Source organism: Acinetobacter sp. YH12249 (genome assembly GCF_013417475.1).
Classification (GTDB): Bacteria; Pseudomonadota; Gammaproteobacteria; order Pseudomonadales; family Moraxellaceae; genus Acinetobacter.
This window is the reverse complement of sequence record NZ_VPDX01000066.1, coordinates 1-2,587: the sequence shown is the minus strand read 5'-3', so window position 1 is coordinate 2,587 and position 2,587 is coordinate 1. Positions and strand designations below refer to the sequence as shown.

3 protein-coding genes are annotated in these 2,587 nt (G+C 34.9%); 1 reads left to right on the top strand and 2 read right to left on the bottom strand.

Annotated elements, in window-relative coordinates; translation table 11 throughout:
* The first annotated feature begins 831 nt into the window (after positions 1-831).
* Positions 832-1,770 (top strand): replication initiation protein RepM, encoded by a 939-nt coding sequence (repM, locus tag FTV25_RS15840; protein ID WP_151208205.1) that lies wholly within the window; start codon positions 832-834, stop codon positions 1,768-1,770.
* 32 nt (positions 1,771-1,802) lie between these two features.
* Here the strand turns inward: repM and FTV25_RS15835 are convergent, their stop codons facing one another.
* Positions 1,803-2,117, bottom strand: coding sequence for a hypothetical protein (locus tag FTV25_RS15835; RefSeq protein ID WP_151208206.1), 315 nt, complete (start codon positions 2,115-2,117; stop codon positions 1,803-1,805).
* Positions 2,118-2,131: 14 nt separating this feature from the next.
* The gene (locus FTV25_RS15830; protein ID WP_020847062.1) at positions 2,132-2,419 is read right to left on the bottom strand and encodes a hypothetical protein; all 288 of its coding nucleotides are present in this window, start codon (positions 2,417-2,419) and stop codon (positions 2,132-2,134) included.
* Between the last annotated feature and the right edge of the window lie 168 nt (positions 2,420-2,587).

The window sequence follows — 2,587 nt, the reverse complement described above, 5'->3', positions numbered from 1 at the left end:
TTAGAAATATTCTTCAAAACCTGATTTAATTTGTGAGTAGACCAAACGTTATATCGAGCTAATAATTCAAAAGTTTTTAAATCCATTTACTTGTACTCTTTAATTTCCCTAAAATTAACATAATACAGCTTATACGAAATGCGTTATAATTATCTATAGAAATCAATGCTGTAGATTCTATTTTATAGCCCGAACATCCCTGTTCGGGCTTTTTTTATGATTTTTCACGTTCCACGCCTATTATTTAAGCAATGTTTCACAACTTTGATTAGCTCCAGTAAATAATTAAAACCTAGATAATAAGAACCGAGCGAGTGTCTACGAGCGATTGAGCATCATCAAAATTCGACCTCGCCTTTTCTCTGATTACAAGCTCCCTTTTGATTTTAAACGGTAGGTACAGAGCATCCCGAATGGGTGCGAACTTTGGAGCTTTTGCTTTTCAAAAAGTATGAGCGAAGCGAATACATTATCAATGCTTTTACTTTTGAATATCACGAACAGTATTAATTAAAAACTGCCCCTCGAAGCGAGGAACGAGCTTCAATAGAGTACGAGCTTTAGCGAGTACCTAGGGCAGTTTTCCACAAGTTTTTATATTTTTTATTTTTAAATATATTTTTAAATATTTTTAAGTTGCTTGAAACGCTTGTACAGCAAGGCTTTCACAGCTAATAAGTACACCAATTCCGACATATAAGTACACCAATTCCGATATTTTAGCCCCAATAAGTACACCAATTCCGACATATAAGTACACTAATTCCGATGATATTGACACGTACATTACAAAGGTGTACAAATACACTTGAATTATAAAAGTGTACAACAATGAAAAATGACTTAGTTGTAAAAGATAATGCGTTGATTAATGCTAGTTATAGTCTTGGTCTTGTCGAACAGCGATTGATTTTATTAGCTATCGTTATTATTCGGGAACATACTCATAACATGCACCTTGACTATATTGCATTCAATAAACCAATTGAGATTACAGCAGAAAGTTATATTAATACGTTTGGTGTAAGCCATAGCACAGCATACGAAACACTAAAGGATGCCTGTAAGTCTTTATTCTCAAGACAGTTTAGCTATCAAGAACCTAGAGAAAAAGGTATTGCTCATAAAACGACTCGCTGGGTGTCTGATATTGCTTATATTGATAATTCTGCAACTATAGAATTTACTTTTGCTCCAGCGGTCTTACCCCTAATCACTTATCTTGAACAACACCTTACAAGCTACGAATTAAAACAAGTTGCCAATCTAACAAGCGGTTATGCTATTCGCCTATACGAACTTTTAATTGCGTGGCGTAGTACTGGGAAGACACCAATTATTGATTTAAATGAATTTCGTTTAAAACTTGGAGTTGGAGATGAAAAATATCAAAGAATGGGGCAATTTAAAGAAAAAGTTTTACATATTGCTATTGAGCAACTTAACAAACATACAGACATTACCGTAACTTATGAGCAACATAAGCAGGGGCGTACAATTACAGGGTTTTCATTCAAGTTTAAGCAAAAAGTACAACCTAAAATTGAAACTAAACGAGATCCCAATACCCCTGATTTTTTCATCAAAATGACCGATTCCCAACGTCATTTATTTGCAAACAAACTGTCTGAAATGCCTGAAATGGGGGCATATTCTCAAGGTACAGAAAGCTATCAGCAGTTTGCTATTCGTATTGCAGACATGCTTTTAGAGCCTGAAAAATTCAGAGAGTTATACCCTTGCTTAAAAAAGGCAGGATTTGGTAATTAAAAAAAAGGAGCTTCAGCTCCTTTTTTTTAATTTTATTCTTTGGCTGGCTGTCCTATCGAATCTAACTGATTAATCAGTTCCGCATTTACTTCTTCGCCCGACTTATTGGCAGTATCTTTACTTTCAAATCGTGATGAATCTTGGAGTTCTTTTTTCATACGTTCACGGTCTTCGTCTGTAATTTCTTGCGGAGCAGGTACTTGTTGCGCTTCTTGGCGTACTTCTTCCACAATCTCAGGAGACGATGCTTGCACTCTTACATGTTCTGGTTCTTCTTTATTTTTGCTGCATGCAGTAAGGGTAATAACTGACATTGTTAATAAAGACATTAAAATTTTATATTTCATAAAGAATATCCAGCTTAATTGTTATTCATCGAAGGTAAATCAAAAAGTATTCTATCCCGATCCTCTATTAAATAATCATTAAGTTCAGCGAGTATTTTTTCTTTGTTGGCTTCATTGGATTGCATTTTTTTAATCAAGTAAGAACCAAGTAAGATTTTACGCCGAGTATCATCCTTGCGTTCTTGCTCTTTCTGCTTTGTTCTTTCTCTTGCTTCAATAGCCTGTTTCTGAGCTTTTAACTGTTTCAGCTTCTCCAACTGGGCTTCAATTTTCTTTTCAATATTTTCAGTTGATTTTGTCATAACGGTTAATTTCGGGATATAGAAAACCACTCAAGCATAAAACCCTATGAATTGAAATTCAAGCGGGTAATATGCTATCGTGTTTTTCATGAAATGCGCACTTACGACTTGAATTTCATTCAAGTCAAAAGATGCGTAAGGGGGACACCCCTTAACCCCAAAAGCAAA

What these genes read in the sequence shown, in the direction of transcription:
- repM (WP_151208205.1), top strand. Translation starts at nt 832, where the DNA reads ATGAAAAATGACTTAGTTGTAAAAGATAATGCGTTGATTAATGCTAGT.
- FTV25_RS15830 (WP_020847062.1), bottom strand. Translation starts at nt 2,419, where the DNA reads ATGACAAAATCAACTGAAAATATTGAAAAGAAAATTGAAGCCCAGTTG.
- FTV25_RS15835 (WP_151208206.1), bottom strand. Translation starts at nt 2,117, where the DNA reads ATGAAATATAAAATTTTAATGTCTTTATTAACAATGTCAGTTATTACC.